This is a genomic window from Streptomyces sp. MnatMP-M17, assembly GCF_900091995.1.
Lineage (GTDB): Bacteria > Actinomycetota > Actinomycetes > Streptomycetales > Streptomycetaceae > Streptomyces.
This window is the reverse complement of sequence record NZ_FMDK01000273.1, coordinates 1-15,180: the sequence shown is the minus strand read 5'-3', so window position 1 is coordinate 15,180 and position 15,180 is coordinate 1. Positions and strand designations below refer to the sequence as shown.

The 15,180-nt window shown below is 69.1% G+C and carries 14 protein-coding genes; 4 read left to right on the top strand and 10 right to left on the bottom strand.

Annotated features, from left to right (window positions below):
* Window positions 1-904: SMP-30/gluconolactonase/LRE family protein (locus GA0115259_RS13080; protein ID WP_093595492.1), on the top strand; the 904-nt coding region annotated here is incomplete at its 5' end.
* A 90-nt stretch (window positions 905-994) separates the two neighbouring features.
* Here the strand turns inward: GA0115259_RS13080 and GA0115259_RS13075 are convergent.
* From GA0115259_RS13075 to GA0115259_RS13050, 6 genes are all read right to left on the bottom strand, one after another.
* Window positions 995-1,786, bottom strand: coding sequence for an ABC transporter permease (locus GA0115259_RS13075; RefSeq protein WP_093595489.1), 792 nt, complete (start codon window positions 1,784-1,786; stop codon window positions 995-997).
* Window positions 1,783-2,781 (bottom strand): ATP-binding cassette domain-containing protein, encoded by a 999-nt coding sequence (locus GA0115259_RS13070; RefSeq protein WP_093595486.1) that lies wholly within the window; start codon window positions 2,779-2,781, stop codon window positions 1,783-1,785. The genes GA0115259_RS13075 and GA0115259_RS13070 overlap by 4 nt, the downstream gene beginning before the upstream one ends.
* A 101-nt stretch (window positions 2,782-2,882) precedes the next feature.
* Window positions 2,883-3,719 (bottom strand): DUF4097 family beta strand repeat-containing protein, encoded by an 837-nt coding sequence (locus GA0115259_RS13065; RefSeq protein ID WP_093595483.1) that lies wholly within the window; start codon window positions 3,717-3,719, stop codon window positions 2,883-2,885.
* Window positions 3,720-3,845: 126 nt separating this feature from the next.
* Window positions 3,846-4,424: a hypothetical protein gene (locus tag GA0115259_RS13060; RefSeq protein ID WP_093595480.1), complete on the bottom strand. Its 579-nt coding sequence runs from the start codon at window positions 4,422-4,424 to the stop codon at window positions 3,846-3,848.
* Window positions 4,425-4,538: 114 nt separating this feature from the next.
* Window positions 4,539-6,011: an ATP-binding protein gene (locus GA0115259_RS13055; RefSeq protein WP_093595477.1), complete on the bottom strand. Its 1,473-nt coding sequence runs from the start codon at window positions 6,009-6,011 to the stop codon at window positions 4,539-4,541.
* Window positions 6,008-7,666, bottom strand: coding sequence for an NAD(P)/FAD-dependent oxidoreductase (locus GA0115259_RS13050; protein WP_093595474.1), 1,659 nt, complete (start codon window positions 7,664-7,666; stop codon window positions 6,008-6,010). Before GA0115259_RS13050 ends, GA0115259_RS13055 begins: the two co-directional genes overlap by 4 nt.
* 526 nt (window positions 7,667-8,192) lie before the next feature.
* Here GA0115259_RS13050 and GA0115259_RS13045 point away from each other — a divergent pair.
* Window positions 8,193-9,485, top strand: coding sequence for an NAD(P)/FAD-dependent oxidoreductase (locus tag GA0115259_RS13045; RefSeq protein WP_256097988.1), 1,293 nt, complete (start codon window positions 8,193-8,195; stop codon window positions 9,483-9,485).
* A 118-nt stretch (window positions 9,486-9,603) separates the two neighbouring features.
* Here GA0115259_RS13045 and GA0115259_RS13040 read toward each other — a convergent pair whose 3' ends face one another.
* The 4 genes from GA0115259_RS13040 to GA0115259_RS13025 are packed head-to-tail and all read right to left on the bottom strand — an operon-like array spanning window position 9,604 to window position 13,513.
* The gene (locus GA0115259_RS13040; RefSeq protein ID WP_093595468.1) at window positions 9,604-10,596 is read right to left on the bottom strand and encodes a substrate-binding domain-containing protein; all 993 of its coding nucleotides are present in this window, start codon (window positions 10,594-10,596) and stop codon (window positions 9,604-9,606) included.
* Window positions 10,597-10,605: 9 nt separating this feature from the next.
* Window positions 10,606-11,628: an amidohydrolase family protein gene (locus tag GA0115259_RS13035; RefSeq protein WP_093595465.1), complete on the bottom strand. Its 1,023-nt coding sequence runs from the start codon at window positions 11,626-11,628 to the stop codon at window positions 10,606-10,608.
* 38 nt (window positions 11,629-11,666) lie between these two features.
* A complete protein-coding gene (locus GA0115259_RS13030; RefSeq protein ID WP_093595462.1) occupies window positions 11,667-12,395 on the bottom strand; it encodes a 4-carboxy-4-hydroxy-2-oxoadipate aldolase/oxaloacetate decarboxylase in 729 nt (242 codons plus the stop codon).
* Window positions 12,392-13,513, bottom strand: a complete 1,122-nt coding sequence (locus GA0115259_RS13025) for a zinc-dependent alcohol dehydrogenase (protein ID WP_093595459.1) — start codon at window positions 13,511-13,513, stop codon at window positions 12,392-12,394. Before GA0115259_RS13025 ends, GA0115259_RS13030 begins: the two co-directional genes overlap by 4 nt.
* 129 nt (window positions 13,514-13,642) lie before the next feature.
* Between GA0115259_RS13025 and GA0115259_RS13020 the strand changes: the two genes are divergently transcribed.
* Together GA0115259_RS13020 and GA0115259_RS13015 are read left to right on the top strand one after the other, a co-directional pair.
* Entirely contained in the window at window positions 13,643-14,590 is a 948-nt protein-coding gene (locus tag GA0115259_RS13020; protein WP_093595456.1) for a substrate-binding domain-containing protein, read from the top strand.
* A gap of 97 nt (window positions 14,591-14,687) precedes the next feature.
* Window positions 14,688-15,152: an RpiB/LacA/LacB family sugar-phosphate isomerase gene (locus GA0115259_RS13015; RefSeq protein ID WP_176732531.1), complete on the top strand. Its 465-nt coding sequence runs from the start codon at window positions 14,688-14,690 to the stop codon at window positions 15,150-15,152.
* Window positions 15,153-15,180 lie beyond the last annotated feature (28 nt).

Below are 15,180 nucleotides of genomic sequence, written 5' to 3'. Positions count from 1 at the left end.
TCCGCTGGGCGGTACGGCAGCCGCCACGGGGGCCACCGGGAACCGATGGCCCGCCGGATTTCCTCTGCCGAACGGCTTCCGGCCGGAGGGCATCACCATCGGCTCGGCGCCGTACGCCTACTTCGGCTCGATCGCGCGCGGCGACGTGTACCGCGCGAGCCTCGCGACCGGTCGCGGTCGGGTGATCATTCAGGGGCTCGGTCCCGAACACCCTGTCACCGGGCTCAAGATCGATGCCTGGGGCAGGCTGTTCCTGTGCGGCGGGGCGAGCGGCGAGATCCGGGTCGCCGACCTGCGTACGGGCAGGATCACGAAGACCTTCACCGTGGGCACGGACGTCACGCTGGTCAACGATGTGTTCCTGACGCCCGGTGCCGCCTGGTTCACCGACTCGTTCGAACCGCAGCTGTACAAACTGCCGCTGGGCCGACGCGGGGAGCCGGGCGACCGGGTCATCACCGTGCCGCTGACCGGTGACTGGGTTCAAGGGACGGTCATCACCGCCAACGGCATCACCACGACACCGGACCGCCGGGCACTGCTCGTGGTCAACGACTTCGCGGGCGGCGGCAGTCTGATGCGGGTCGATCCGCGCACCGGCGTGGCGCGCACCGTGGACATCGGCCCGACCTTGCTGCCGAACGGTGACGGCCTGCTCCTCCTCGGCCGCACGCTCTATGTCGTACAGCAGCGGCAGAACGCCATCGATGTGCTGCGGCTCAACGACGCCGGTACGAAGGGCACGGCCATCACCCGGATCACCGACCCCGAGCACTTCCGGGTCCCCACGACGGCCGCCGTCTGGAAGGACCGTATCTATCTGCCCAACGCCCGTTTCGATGTGACGGAACCGACGCCGGAGACGGACTACGACGTCGTGTCCGTGAAGCTCGTCCACCCCTGACGCCCCTGAGCAGCGCCCGATGGCCGGACGGGCCGCGATCCGCCCGTCCGGCGTCCGGCCGTCGGAAGGCAGAAGGCAGAAGGCCTGAACCTAGCGCCTGGCCCCGCGATGGAAGGCCGTTCGCGCCCACAGGTAGCCGGTCAGGGTGAGGCCGGCGCACCAGGCGAGGGCGATCGGGCCGCTGTTGCCGATCTCCGTGCCCATCAGCAGGCCGCGCAGTGTCTCGATGATCGGTGTGAAGGGCTGGTACTCGGCGAACCAGCGCAGCCCCGTGGGCATGGACTCCGGTGGGACGATGGCGCTGCCGACGAACGGAAGGAACTGCAGCGGCATGGGCATATTGCTGGCGGTCTCCGGAGTCTTGGCCACCAGACCGATCGCGGCCGACAGCCAGGTCAGCGCCAGGGTGAGCAGGGCGAGAAGGCCGGAGGCCGCGATCCACTCGGCGGGAGTGGCATTGGGCCGGAAGCCCATGAGCAGCGCCACTCCGATGACGAGCCCGATGCTGACCAGTGTCTGTATCACACTGCCGACCACATGCCCGGTCAGGAACGACGCGCGTGAGATCGCCATCGTACGGAACCGGTTGACGATGCCTTCGGTCATGTCGACGCACACACCGACGGCCGTGACCAGGGCTCCGGATGTCGCGGCCATCAGAATGATGCCGGGCGCCACATAGTCGATGTACTCGGTGCCGCCGCCCGCCGTACCGCCGATGCCGACGCCCAGGGCGCCGCCGAAGACGTAGTTGAAGAGCAGGAGCATCATGACGGGCAGCGCGACGACCGAGACCGTCATGGACGGATAGCGTTGCGCGTGCTTCAGATTGCGCCGAAGCATCGTCATCGAATCACTGACGGCGTAGGACAGGCTGCTCATCGGGCGTACTCCTTCAGGGAGTTGGCCGTGTCGCCCTGCTGGGGCCGGCCGGTCAGGGTCAGAAAGACATCGTCGAGATCGGGCGTGTGTACGGTGAGCGCCTCGGCCTCCACCGACGCGTGGTCCAGGACATCGAGGACGGCCCGCAGCGTGGGAACGCTGCCGTCGCCGGGGATCTGGAGGGTGAGCGCTTCGGTGTCACGTTTCACGGACGGGAACAGCGCGGCGGCCGATTCGAGTCCGCTCGCGTCGGCGAACCGGAGGCTGATGTGGCCTCCGGGGATACGGCGCTTCAGCTCGTCCGGGGTGCCTTCCGCGACCAGTTTCCCGTGGTCCAGAACGGCGATACGGTCGGCGAGCTGGTCGGCCTCGTCCAGATACTGCGTCGTCAGGAAGATCGTGACGCCGTCGTCGGCGACCAGGCCTCGGATGATCTCCCACATGGTGCGGCGGCTGCGCGGGTCGAGTCCGGTCGTCGGCTCGTCCAGGAAGATGATGCGCGGATCGCCGACCAGCGTCATCGTGAGATCGAGCTTGCGCCGCATACCACCGGAGAAGGTGACGACGGGCTTGGTGGCGGCTTCGGTCAGTCCGAAGCGGTCCAGCAGTGCGGCGGTGCGCCGTCGGCCCTCGCGGCGGTCGAGATGGTGCAGATCCGCCATGAGGATCAGGTTCTCCTCGGCGGTGAGCAGATTGTCCACCGCCGAGAACTGGCCGGTGACACCGATCGTGGCTCGTACGGCATCGGCCTCGCCGGTCAGATCGTGGCCCGCGACACGCGCCACGCCGGCACTCGCGGGAATGAGCGTGGAGAGGATCTGCACGGCGGTCGTCTTGCCTGCGCCGTTGGGGCCGAGCAGTGCGAAGACCGTGCCCTGCGGGATGTGCAGATCGATGCCGTCGAGCACCACCTTGTCGCCGAAGGACTTGGACAGGCCGACGGCGGTGATCGCCGGTGGGAGGGCGGATGCGGAAGGCGCGGGAGACGCGGTCATGGCAGTCGGGTCCCTATCTGCGATGCGGACGGGTGAGGAGGAGAAGGAGGAAAAGAAGAAGCAGCATCTGCGGATGCGAGAGGTACGGAGAGACACAGAGGTCAGGAGCGGCGGATCACGATGTCGCCCAGCCCGGTACGGGCACGGACCTCGACGGTCTCGTCCGAGGGCCCGGGACCCTCGGCGGAGCTGAGAGAGTTACGCACATGGCCCAGACGGGTGTTCACATCGAGCCAGGCGGCGGTGGACTCACGGATACCGACTTCGAGGTCACCGGCGCCGGTCTGGAGCACGATCCGACCGCGCGCCGCTTCGCCGATCCGGATGGCGCCGTTGGCGGACTTGGCGTCGACTCCGGCCTGCGCAACACCTACGGAGATCGGGCCGTTGGAGGAGGCCGCCCGCAGTTCGCCGGTGACCTCACCGATCGTGGTCTCGCCGTTGAGGTTCTTGATCGTCGCCGCGCCCGTGATACTGCCGATGTCGACGCGGCCCGCGCCGGTGATCTCGGCGTCTCCCGCCGCGCGGGCCAGACGGATATCGCCGAGACCGGTCTTCAGATGTACGGTTCCGGCCTCGCCGACCCGGATGTCGCCGGCCGAGGTCTTGATCCTGCACTGCCCGAGAGGGCCCTCGCAGATGAAGTCGCCCAAGGGCGCGGTGCCTTGAACGTCCGAGCCGGCCGGCAGCTCGATACTGATGTCGAGCGAGCCGCTCCGGCCGAACAGGGAGCGCCTCTTGGGGCCCTTGACCAGCAACGTGCCGTCCGAGCAGGTGACTTCGGCCTGGCGCGCGGCCCGGACGTCGCCTTCGTCGGCTCCGTCGCCCGGCAGGATCTCGACGACCGTGTCCTTCCGCTCGCTCGCGGTGATCCGGGCGGTCCCGACGTCGAATTCAAGGATGACCGAGATGGGCTCGGGCGTGTCGAAACTGGGCATGGCTGTCCCGTCCTCATGGCTGTGGTGTGCGTTCCCGCCGACAGGGCGGGTGAATGGCGGCAACGGAGAGAGAAGTGGTGCGATGCGTGCCGGCTGGGACACGCGGGCCGGGCGCCGGGGCCGGGATCAGCGGACCCAGCCGGTATAGCCCTTCTGGCCTCGATGGCGGCTGCGGCCGGCAGGACGGCCGCCCTCGGTGGCGGGTTCCAGAGCCGTGGCGACGGCCCGTACCAGCCAGGCGTTGACCGAGAGGCCCTCCTGTCCCGCGGCGTCCTCGACCCGGGCCTTGAGATGAGCGGGAAGACGGAAGTTGATACGCGCCATCCCGCCCTCGTCCCCGTCCGAAGCAGCCGAAGCGGCTGAAACAACGGGAGCGGGTACGGATACGGGCCGCGCGGGCGCGGCCACACCGCCCGGCGTGCTCTCGTACTCCTCGGCGTCTTCCTCGTACGGCTCAGGCACCGGCGGTGGTGTCACCACGAACTCGGGATCGAGCCCGCGCAACCGTACGTCCACCGAGCCCGGTGCCAGCTCTCGGGTGACTTCTTCCATGGCGGCGGACAGCGCATTCAGCAGGGTGAGCCGGGCGGCCGACTCCAAGGGCGCGGTGAGCCGCTCGGCCAGTGCGCGCGCCTCGTCCCCGCCCGCTTCCGCGGCGACGGCCAGCTCATGCCGGAGATTGCCGACATACGGCGTGAGATCCATAGCGCCATCATGACACATATATGGCGCCACAGTCGAGCCATAGTGGCGCCACGCTTACGCCGTCGTGCCACACGCAGGACGCCGCACGCCGCACGCCGCACGCAGGACGCTGCCTCAGCCCTCCGCGAGATCGGAAGGACCCGTGGGATCCGCGAGATCCGCGGGCGGGGCCTGAGTGATCGGCAGCAGTACCTGGAACCGGGTGTCGCCCGGCCGGGACTCCACCCTGATGTCGCCGCGGTGCTTGTTGACGACGATGCGGTACGAGATGTCCAGGCCGAGGCCGGTGCCGTCGCCCACGGACTTGGTGGTGAAGAAGGGCTCGAAGATCCGCGGCCTGACCTCCGGTGGAATACCGGCTCCGGTGTCGGCCACCTCCACGAGCAACTGATCGCCCGCCCGCCGAGTGCGCAGAGTGAGCGTGCCCTTGTCGCCCATGGCGTCGACCGCGTTGTCGATCAGGTTGGTCCACACCTGATTCAGCTCGGCGCCGAACGCCGGGATCGACGGCAGCTCACGGTCGTACTCCTTGACCACCCGGATACCGGCCGGGATCTTTCCCTTCAGCATGGTCAGCGTGGCATCGAGCAGGGTGTGCACATCCACCGTCCGGTGAGGCGCCCGGTCGAGCTGGGAGTACTGCTTCGCCGCGCCCACCAGGTCGGAGACCCTGGTCACGGCATCATCGATCTCGCCCATCAGGAGTTCGGAGTCGATGGTGTACGCGAGCCAGCGCACCGCCGAGTCCAGATGTTCGTCGCCGACCGTCTCCGCGACCATCGACAGCCAGGGCACACCGACTCCTCCCGACACCAGGATCGGAGCGAGATCCCAGGGACTGGCCACCCTGTGCTCCTCCAGCCAGTCGCCGAGTTCGTCCTCGGCGTCGGCGGCGTCCAGCGCCGACAGCGGAGAGGCAGCGGCGGCCTGTTTGACCGCCGCGTCCTGGAGTTCCACCAGACCGCGCAGCCGGGTGCCGTCCAGTCGTCCGTCCGCGATCATCGCGAGCTTGTGGCGCATACCGGTCACCCGTTCGCGCAGCGCCTCGGTCGCTCGTACCGCCGCCGCGGCCGGGTTGTTCAGCTCATGGGTCAGCCCGGCGGACAGCGCGCCGAGCGCGACCAGCCGCTCCCGCTCGCCCATCACCGTCTCCGCCGCGCGCGTGCCGAAGAACAGACCTTCCAGCAGATGGAGGGCCATCGGGAACCAGCTGCGCATCGCCTCGGCGAACTCGTCGGCCGGCAGCACGAAGAACTCCGCGTCGCTGACGGCCCGCAAGGTGTTCGGATACACCTGCGCCACTCGGTCGCCCAGATACGCCTGGGTCGCGCCGCCGTAAACGCCACGCCGGTCGGTCCTGGAGACCTCGATGTCGTCGCCGTGCAACCGTCGGCTGAGCGTCACCGCACCGCTGAGCAGTACGAAGAAGCAGGTGGCCGGTTCGCCCTCGTTGTAGACGGCGCTGCCGCCCTCGCGCTGCTCCACCCTGCCGCGCTCCGCCAGCCACGCGAGCTGGCTGTCGTCGAGCGCCTCGAACAGGAACAACGTGCGCACCTGCTCCGGCGTCAATCGGTCCGAAGCGGTCATTGCGCCTCCAAGTAACGGTGGACCAGCGAGATGGCCATCGCGCCGTCGCCGACGGCCGAGGCGACCCGCTTGAGGGACGCGGCGCGGACATCACCGGCCGCGAAGACCCCGGGCACGCTGGTCTCCAGGTGGTACGGATCCCGCGGCAGGGACCAGTCGGCCGGGCGCTGTCCGTCGGCGATCAGATCGGGACCGGTGAGTACAAAGCCTCGCTCGTCGCGCGCGACCACACCGTCCAGCCACTCCGTACGCGGCTCCGCGCCGATGAAGACGAACAGCCAGGAGGTGGCGACCGTGTCCACCGCGCCCGACCGGGCGTCCCGCAGTGTCAGCTGCTCCAGATGGCCGTCGCCCTTCCCGCCGACCACCTCGGTCCATGGATGTACGACGATGTTGTCGATGGCGCTGATCCGGTCGAGCAGATACGTGGACATCGACCGGGCCAGATCGGCGCCACGGATCAGCATGTGCACGCGCTTGGCGTAGCGGGAGAAGTGCAGAGCGGCCTGGCCGGCGGAGTTGGCGCCGCCCACCATGTACACCTCGTCGCCCGAACAGGTCGGCGCCTCGGTGACAGCGGAACCGTAGAACACTCCGGCGCCCGTGAACGGCTCCAGGCTGGGCGCCGCCAGCATGCGGTACGAAACGCCCGTGGCCAGCACCACCGTATGCGCGGTGATCGAGGCGCCACCGCCGAACCGCAGCACCCTGCCGGAGCCGGCCGCCTCCAGGGCGACAACCTCCCTCGCGCTGAGGATCTCGGCCCCGAACTTCAGCGCCTGACGGCGGGCCCGGCCGGTGAGCTGTGAGCCGGAGACACCGTCGGGAAATCCCAGATAGTTGTCGATCCGGCTGCTCTGTCCCGCCTGTCCGCCCGTGGCCTCGCGCTCCACCAGCACCGTACGCAGTCCCTCGGACGCGCCGTACACGGCGGCGCCGAGCCCTGCGGGACCGCCGCCGACCACCACGAGGTCGTAGAAGTCGGCGGTGGGCATGGTGCTCAGTCCGACATGCGCGGCGAGTTCTTTCTCGGCGGGCGCCACCAGCGAGGTGCCGTCGGTGATGACCACCAGAGGCACGTCGGCCGCGGTGACTCCGGCGGCGGCCAGCAGACGGGCTCCCTCGGGCTCGTCGGCCCGCAGCCATCGGTACGGCACCAGATTGCGGGCGAGGAAGTCGCGTACGGCGAAGGACGGCGCGGACCAGCGGTGGCCCACCACCCGGGTCTCGGTGGCGGTCGGGTCGGGCGTGGCCGCCCAGGTGTCCAGCAGGGAGTCGATCACCGGATAGAGGTGCTCCTCCGGCGGGTTCCACGGTTTGAGCAGATAGTGGTCGAGATCGACCACATTGATCGCGTCGATCGCGGCGCCGGTGTCCGCGTACGCCGTCAGCAGCACCCGCCGGGCGAGCGGGAAGAGGTCCATCGCCTCTTCGAGGAACTCGATGCCGTTCATCTTCGGCATCCGGTAGTCGGCGAGCATGACCGCGAGCCGTTCGCCGCGCAGCTTGATCTCGTGCAGCGCTTCGAGCGCCTCCGCTCCGGAGACGGCGCGCACGACCCGGTACCGGTCGCCGTACCGGCGCCGGATGTCGCGGGCGACGGCTCGGGAAACCGCCGGATCGTCGTCAACGGTCAGGATCGTCGGATTCGCCATGACACCACCATCGCCTGGGGACGGGACGACCTCCCGGACCAGCGGCGTCTTCAAGAGGCCTCGGCATCCAGTGTACGAGCGGCACGGTTGTCCGGGACAGCGCTGAACACACAGGTCAGCGAGGCGCGTTGTCCGGGACGGCCGATCTGCCTTTCTCCGCCGCTCAGCTGCCGGAACGCTGCTCGGTGTCGCAGGGAACTCCTGTGGCACCGCACGAGCGACTGGATGGATCACCATGCGCAGCACAGGTACGTATACATCGGACGGGGCGCCCGCTCCGTCGAAGACTCCTTGGGGCGCCGCGGTAGCCGCTCCACGGTTCCGCGAAAGCGCGAGCGGGGCCCCTTGAGCCATGATGGTAGAATGGTATGACAGTTTAACCTCAGTGGGAGATCTTCGACCGGAGAGGACGCCCGATGCCGCCCGAAGACCAGCGACACCGCCCCCGACGGGACACGGAACGCGGGATGCCGGTCCCGTCCCGGTGTTCCTCCCGGTGTTTCCCGTACGCCTCTTGGGGGCCTCGGTGAGCGGAGGGACACTGATTGTCGGCGCGAGTCAGGCCGGGCTGCAACTCGCCGTGTCCCTACGGCAGTTGGGCGACACGGCGCCGATCACTCTGATCGGTGAGGAGCCGCATCCGCCGTATCAGCGACCGCCCTTGTCGAAGGAGTTCCTGGCGGGCGAGGCGGATCTCGGGTCGCTGGCTTTTCGCGTGCCCGGCTTCTACGAATCCGCCGGGATCGATCTCATCTGCGGTGAACGGGTGACCGATGTATCCCTGTCCGCCACCGCGCGACCCGAATCCGCCGTCGGCGGCCCCGCCGGATCCGGTGTCGCCACGACGGCCACCGGACGCGCTCTGCCGTTCGACCGGCTGGCGCTCACCGTCGGTTCCGCGCCACGACGGCTCACCGTGCCGGGATCGGACCTCGACGGGATCTGTGTGCTCCGGGACCGTGACGACGCCGACCGACTGCGGTCACGGCTGCTGACCGCCTCCCGCGTCGTGGTGGTGGGCGGAGGTTTCATCGGTCTTGAGGCGGCGGCGGTGGCGCGGGCGCTCGGCAAGGAGGTCACCGTGGTGGAGGCCGCGCCCCGGCTGCTCGCCCGCGCCGTGGCGCCCGTTCTCTCCGAGTTCTATCTGCGGGCGCACCGACGTCGTGGGACGCGCGTCCTGCTCTCGGGCGCGGTGACCGCCTTCTCCGGGACGGACGGTCGGGTGACCGGCGTGGACCTCGCCGACGGCACACGGCTGCCCGCCGATCTCGTACTCGTCGGCGTCGGTGTCGTCCCGCGCACCGAACTCGCCGAGCGGCTCGGGCTGGAGTGCGACAGCGGCATCGTCGTCGACGCCGACGCCCGCACCAGCGATCCGGCGGTCTGCGCCGCGGGTGACTGTACGGTGCAGCCGCATCCGACGACCGGGCTCGGGAGGGTACGGCTGGAGTCCGTACAGAACGCCGTGGCCCAGGCCACGGTGGCGGCGGCGACTCTTCTCGGCAGACCGGCGGGCCCGCGCGCGGTGCCGTGGTTCTGGTCGTACCAGGGCGATCTGAAGCTCCAGATCGCCGGTCTCTCCACCGGCTACGACGACTATGTGGTGCGCGGCGAGCCGGACAGCGAGCGATTCTCCGTCCTCTACTACCGGGAGGACCGTCTCCTGGCGATCGACGCCGTCAACAGCCCGGCCGACTATATGGCCGTACGCGGAGCGCTCACCCGAGGCGCCACCGTCGAGCGCGGCGCGGCGGCCGATACGTCCGCCTCCCTGAAGTCGCTCCTGGTCACCCGCACGGATGTGGTGCTGCCGACCTGACCGCAGCAGCACCTACAAGGCCCGGCACCGTCCTCCGAGGGAGAGGAGACGGGGCCGGGCCTGCGTCGTTCGCCATACGCGTCATTCGCCATACGCGTCAAACGCCGGACGTCCTGCGTCAGATGACCGCCGCTTCCAGTGACTCCGGCGCGAAAAGCTCCTCCGGCGTCCACAGCCGCTCGGAGAGCCCCTGCTCATGGTGGTAGCGCAGAAAGGCTGCCAAGGTTTCGCGGTTGTCCCGGATCCCGTAGGACCAGTAGTCCCTGCCCAGCAGCGCACGGGCCTCCTCCAGCTGCGGAATCAGCCACGGCAGCATGAAGCGCAGCGCCGAGGTGTCGTAGAGACTCGCGTACGCCTCGTCCCTGGCCGTGGTCAGCGCCTTGTTGAGCGACTGCGCGACCCACGGGTAGCGGTCGTAGACATCCCGTCTGATCACCACCACATGCATGATCGGAAAGATTCCGGTCGCCTGGTAGTACTCCTTCTCACTGGAGACGACATCGGTGAACACCCGCCGCACCCGAGGATCTCCGGCGGCGAACGGGCTCGGGACACGCGGTGTGCACAGCGCGTCGATCTCGCCCTCGGCCAGCATGGCGGAGAGCGTCCTGTCCTCGGGGATACGGCTGATCCGTACCGAGTCCGGAAGGGCGACGGCGGCCTTCTCCACCCGGCCGGCCGTCTCCTGGCCGCCGGTGAGATAGCTGACCGAGTCGAACGGCACCCCGTGCCGGTCCCCCAGAATGCCGCGCATCCACACACACGCGGTGAGCTGGTACTCCGGAGTGCCGATCCGCTTGCCGCGCAGATCCTCCGGCGAGGAGATACCGGAGTCGGCATGGCAGTACAGCGAGCCGTGCCGGAACATCCGGGAGGTGAAGACGGGCAGGGCCACAAAGGGCGACGGATCGGCGCGCAGCGAGAGCACATACGAGGAGAGCGACATCTCCGCCACCTCGAACTCCTGATGGCGCATCATCCGGAAGAAGGTCTCCTCGACGGGCAGCCGCAGATAGGTCAGGTCGATACCGTCGGGACGGACCGTGCCCTCGGCCAGGGCCCGGGTACGGTCGTAGTCGCCGCAGGCGAAGGTGAGACGCAGTCGGGACATGGTGGAGGACTACCTGCCTTCCGCGGTCAGCCGGGCGTCGAGTCGCGGATAGACGCGCCGGGCGTTCGCCTCGAAGACCTTGCGCAGCTCGCGCTCGGAGAGCCCCGTACGGTCGAGATAGCGCTTGGTGTCGTCCCAGGCGATACCGGTCTCCGGATCGACACCGCGGACGGCGCCCAGCATCTCGGACGCGAACAGGATGTTGTCGGCGCCGATGACCTGGCACAGCAGGTCGACGCCGGGCTGGTGGTAGACACAGGTGTCGAAGAAGACGTTCTCCCGCAGCAGTTCGGCGGGATCGGGCCGGCCGAGCCGGACGGCGAGACCGCGGTAGCGACCCCAGTGGTACGGCACGGCGCCGCCGCCGTGCGGAATCACAAAGCGGAGCCTCGGGAAGCGGGCGAACAGATCGCCCTGGACGAGCTGCATGAACACCGAGGTGTCCGCGTTCAGGTAATGGGCCCCGAGCGTATGGAAGTTCGGGTTGTGGGAGGTGGAGACATGGATCATCGCGGGAACGTCCAGCTCCACCATCGCCTCGTACAGCGGGAACCAGTACGGGTCGGTGAGCGGCGGCGAGGTCCAGTGGCCGCCGGACGGATCGGGATTGAGGTTGCAGCCGACGAAGCCGAGTTCGGTGACGCATCGGCGCAGCTCCGCGACCGAGTCGTCGAGCGGGCCTTCGGGCACCTGCGGCAGTTGGCACACACCGGCGAAGTGCTGCGGGAACAGACCGACCACACGGTGGACGAGGTCGTTGCTCACCCGTGCCCAGGTGCGGGCCGTGGCCGGATCGGGCACATGGTGCTCCATCCCCGATGCCTTGGGCGAGAACAGCAGCAGATCACCGCCTCGCGCGCGGAGCACCTTGAGCTGGTTGTTCTCGACGCTCTCCCTGATCTCGTCGTCGCCGATGGCGGCGGGCACCGGCAGCGGCAGTGCGGCGTCCCGGATCCGGGCGAGCTGGGCGTCGCGGAACCGCTGGTGCTGAGGCGGCGTGGTGGTGTAGTGGCCGTGACAGTCGATGATCATCGATATGTGGTCCTCGTCCTCGTTGCTCGGCCTGCGCCTCAGTCGCCGGGCGCCTGATCGGACGCCTCTGGTGCCTCGGGTGCCTCGGGTGCCTGATCGACATACGTCAGTCCCTTGCGTGCCAGCCGCTCGCGCATGGCGTGGACATCGAGGCTGAGTTCACCGCTCTCGTACCGGGCACGGGAGACGGCCTCCTTCTCCTCCCGCGCGCGCGACGCCTCCAGCACCCGCGCGGCGTCGAGCCGGGGCACGACCACCACACCGTCGTCGTCGGCGACGATCACATCGCCGGGCTCCACCCGCTGACCGCCGCAGACCACCGGGACATTGACATCGCCCAAGGTCTCCTTCACCGTGCCGTACGCGCAGATGTGCCGTGCCCACACCGGAAAGCCCATGCGCTCCAGCTCGGCCACATCGCGGCAGCCGGCGTCGATGACCGCGCCTCGGACGCCACGCGAGGCGACGGCGGTGGCGAGCAGTTCGCCGAAGTAGCCCGCCTCGGACGGCGAGGTGGGCGCGACGACGAGGATGTCCCCTTCCCGGCACTGCTCCACCGCGACATGAAGCATCCAGTTGTCGGCCGGCGGCACACTGACCGTCACCGCCGTGCCCGCGATACGCGCGCCACGGTAGACCGGGCGCAGGGCCGGTGAGAGCAGTCCGGTACGTGACTGGGCCTCGTGCACGGTGGCGACACCGTACGCGGCGAGCCCGTCGGCACTCGCCCGGTCCGCACGACGGGGATTGCGCACCACCACACTCATGCCGTCGCCTCCGCCCAGGGCAGCAGGGACACATGGACGACGCCCTCGCCGTACTCACCGCCGACGGTCCTGATGGCGCGGTCGGTGTCGGCGAGGCCGAAGCTGTGGGTGCTCAGCCGCTCCAGCGGGAAGCGGCCCGAGGCGAGCTGTTCCAGGGCGAGTTCGCAGGAGCGGTAGCTGTGGCCCCGGGCGCTTCTGACGCTGATGGACTTCTCGGTGATCTTCTTCAGCGGGAAGTCGGGGAAGGCCGCCAGCTCTCCCTGGACCACCATCGTGCCTTCCCGGCGCTTGAGCGCGTCGACACCGAGGAGTACGGGGGCCGTGCCGGCACCGGCTGTACAGTCCAGCACCACATCGACGCCACGGCCGCCGGTGATCTCCAGCACCCGGGCGAGGGCGTCCTCCTTGCGGACGTCGATGACATGGTCGGCCCCGAGCTCCCCGGCGAGGTCCAGCCGCGCGGTGTCCTGGGTGGTGCCGGTGACGATGACGAGTGAGGCGCCCGCCTGCTTGCAGGCGACGACCTGGGACAGGCCCTGCTGCCCGGGACCCTGGATGAGCACCGTCGAGGCATAGCCGACACCCGCGGTGACCAGGGCCCACTCGATACCGTTCGACAAGGGCGTGACCAGGCCCGCGAGCTCGGCGGAGACACCGTCCGGCACCCGGTGGATCACCGCGTTCCACGGCAGATACAGATACTGCGAGAAGCCGCCCCAGAGGTGGTACGGATTGCTCGCCGAGGTGTAGCCGTAGCGGCGCGCGTCGGGATTGGTACGCCAGTCGGTGGCCTCGCAGTGGCGGTACTCGCCCTGGTGGCACCACTCGCAGCGGAAGCATCCGACATAGTGCTCGACGAAGACACGGTCGCCCTCGGCGAGCCCCCGTCGCGCGGTGAAGGTACGGCCGGCCGCGGCGATGACACCGACGTTCTCATGACCCATGATCACCGGATCGCCGAACGGCGGCTTCGCGTACATCTTCACGTCCGTGCCGCAGATTCCGGCGACCTCGACCTTGAGCAGTGCCCCGTCGTCGGGAATGTCCGGCATCGGGAACTCGCGCAGCTCGGTCGTGCCCGGCGCGGTCCTGACCGCCGCCAGCACCTGCTCCGCCATGGTTTCTCCTCACCCTCGGGGACTGTCGGGCGGCCACACTACTCTATGGACTGATGGACTGACCATGGTACCTTTCGGCCGTCAGTCCGCCACGAGTGGAGCCGCCCACGAGAGAGCCGAGCAGACACCATGGCCGCATCTCAGCTCAGGACCGTGACCCGTACGCAGGGCAACAACGAGGCGCTGAAGACCGGGGAGGTGACACCGCGGGGCTTCCGCTTCGACTTCGAGGAGGTGCCCGTACTCGTCCACGCCTTCCGGCGGATGGTCCGCGACCTGGAGTTCGACGTCAGTGAGATGGCGCTGACCACCTATCTGGTGGCGAAGGCCCACGGGGTACGGTTCACGGCGCTGCCCGTCTTCCTCGTACGGGGCTTCCACCACGGCGCGATCCTCCATGATCCCGCGTCGGACATCCGGAGCCCCAAGGATCTGGAGGGCCGGCGGGTCGGTGTGAACCGCGGCTATACGGTCACCACCGGCGTCTGGGCGCGGGCGGTCCTGCGCGAGGAGTACGGAGTCGATCTCGACCGGGTGCGGTGGGTGCTGTCGGGCGACGAGCACGTGGCCGCGTACCGGCCTCCGGCGAATGTCGAGCCGATGGTGGGACAGCGCTCGCTGGAGGAGCGGCTGACGGACGGCGAACTCGCTGCCACGATCGGTGTGAACGCCGAGTCGCCACGGCTGTCACCGCTGATCGCCGATCCCGAGGAGGCGGGCTTCGCGGCCCTGCGCGAGCGCGGGTTCTATCCGATCAACCATCTGGTCGTGGTGCGGGACGAGCTGCTCGCCGAACGGCCGGAGCTGGGCGCGGAGGTCTTCGACGCCTTCGCCCGCGCGAAGCGGCTGTACGTCGAGCGGCTGCGCGACGGATCGGCGGAGAGCCCCGGCGCGGCCGACCGGATGTACCGGCGCGTCATGGACGAGACCGGGGCCGATCCGCTCCCGTACGGCATCGAGCCGAACCGGGCGGTGCTGGAGACGCTCGTACGTCATGCGGTGGACCAGCGGATCCTCGACCGGCCGCCGGTGATGGAGGAACTCTTCGCCGAGAGCACGCGCGATCTGAGGGCCTGACGGTCGGTCGTACATGTCCGGTACGACCCGTCGGTACGCGTATGACCCGTCGGTATGCCCCGTCCCGACAGACCCGTCCCCACAGGAGGAGAGACCCATGCACATTGTCATCGCCGCGGATCACAACGGTGTGGTGCTGAAAGGCCGTCTCGCGGCGTGGCTGACGGCACACGGCCATACGGTCGACGATCGCGGCGCCTACGGAGACGCTGAGCAGATCGTGGACTATCCGCCGCTCTGTGCCGATGTCTGCTGGCAGGTGACGAACGGTCCTGCGGACCGCGGGATCGTGCTGGGCGGCAGCGGACTGGGCGAGACCATCGCCTGCAACAAGCTTCCCGGAGTACGGGCCGGGCTCTGCCACGATCTGTGGAGCACCAGGATCTCGCGCGGCAACAACGACTCCAATGTGCTGGTCCTGGCGGCGAAGGTGCTGGCGCCCGAGGCGGCGGAGGAGATCGTGGCCACGTGGCTCAAGACGCCTTTCAAGGGCGGGATACATCAGCGGCGGCTGGACCAGATCGAGGCGATCGAACGCGGCGGCGGGGCGCGGGCGTTCTGACACCGCCCGCGCCCCGCGCCTTCGCCCC

Coding starts and splice junctions, on each gene's coding strand:
- GA0115259_RS13070 (WP_093595486.1), bottom strand. CDS start 2,781: ATGACCGCGTCTCCCGCGCCTTCCGCATCCGCCCTCCCACCGGCGATC.
- GA0115259_RS13055 (WP_093595477.1), bottom strand. CDS start 6,011: ATGACCGCTTCGGACCGATTGACGCCGGAGCAGGTGCGCACGTTGTTC.
- GA0115259_RS13035 (WP_093595465.1), bottom strand. CDS start 11,628: ATGATCATCGACTGTCACGGCCACTACACCACCACGCCGCCTCAGCAC.
- GA0115259_RS13065 (WP_093595483.1), bottom strand. CDS start 3,719: ATGCCCAGTTTCGACACGCCCGAGCCCATCTCGGTCATCCTTGAATTC.
- GA0115259_RS13025 (WP_093595459.1), bottom strand. CDS start 13,513: ATGGCGGAGCAGGTGCTGGCGGCGGTCAGGACCGCGCCGGGCACGACC.
- GA0115259_RS13060 (WP_093595480.1), bottom strand. CDS start 4,424: ATGGATCTCACGCCGTATGTCGGCAATCTCCGGCATGAGCTGGCCGTC.
- GA0115259_RS13040 (WP_093595468.1), bottom strand. CDS start 10,596: ATGTCCCGACTGCGTCTCACCTTCGCCTGCGGCGACTACGACCGTACC.
- GA0115259_RS13020 (WP_093595456.1), top strand. CDS start 13,643: ATGGCCGCATCTCAGCTCAGGACCGTGACCCGTACGCAGGGCAACAAC.
- GA0115259_RS13015 (WP_176732531.1), top strand. CDS start 14,688: ATGCACATTGTCATCGCCGCGGATCACAACGGTGTGGTGCTGAAAGGC.
- GA0115259_RS13050 (WP_093595474.1), bottom strand. CDS start 7,666: ATGGCGAATCCGACGATCCTGACCGTTGACGACGATCCGGCGGTTTCC.
- GA0115259_RS13030 (WP_093595462.1), bottom strand. CDS start 12,395: ATGAGTGTGGTGGTGCGCAATCCCCGTCGTGCGGACCGGGCGAGTGCC.
- GA0115259_RS13075 (WP_093595489.1), bottom strand. CDS start 1,786: ATGAGCAGCCTGTCCTACGCCGTCAGTGATTCGATGACGATGCTTCGG.